Here is a 409-nt window from a genome sequence, read left to right on the forward strand (position 1 = left end):
ACCGGCAGCAGGCTGACACCGACAATGGCCAGCAGGCCAGCGGCGCGCGCGGCGCTGCGGCGGTCCTCGATGGCGTGGTACAGGCCGATCACGCCCAGGTACAGGAACAGCAGTACCAGTTCGCTGGTCATGCGCGGGTCCCAGTCCCACCAGGTGCCCCAGGTGCCCTTGCCCCAGATGCTGCCGGTCAACAGGGTGATCAGGGTGAAGCCGGCGCCCATCGGCGCGCAGGCCATGGCCAGGATCTCGCAGACCTTGATCCGCCAGACCAGTGCGATGGCCGCATACAGCGCCATCAGCGCGAAGACGAACAGGCTCATCCAGGCACTGGGCACGTGGATGTAGAGGATGCGGAAGCTGTCCAGCTGCTTGGCTTCCGGTGGCACCACCAGCAGCGCCTGCCACATGC

General features: G+C 67.0%; 1 protein-coding gene. It reads right to left on the reverse strand.

What is annotated here, in order from left to right; all coding sequences use genetic code 11:
* A partial coding sequence (ccsA, locus tag I6F37_RS42480; protein WP_225154747.1) for a cytochrome c biogenesis protein CcsA occupies positions 1 to 409 on the reverse strand: 409 nt, incomplete at both ends.

Origin of the sequence: Bradyrhizobium sp. NBAIM08 (genome assembly GCF_020193935.1) — a bacterium.
Taxonomy (GTDB): Bacteria; Pseudomonadota; Alphaproteobacteria; order Rhizobiales; family Xanthobacteraceae; genus Bradyrhizobium; species Bradyrhizobium yuanmingense.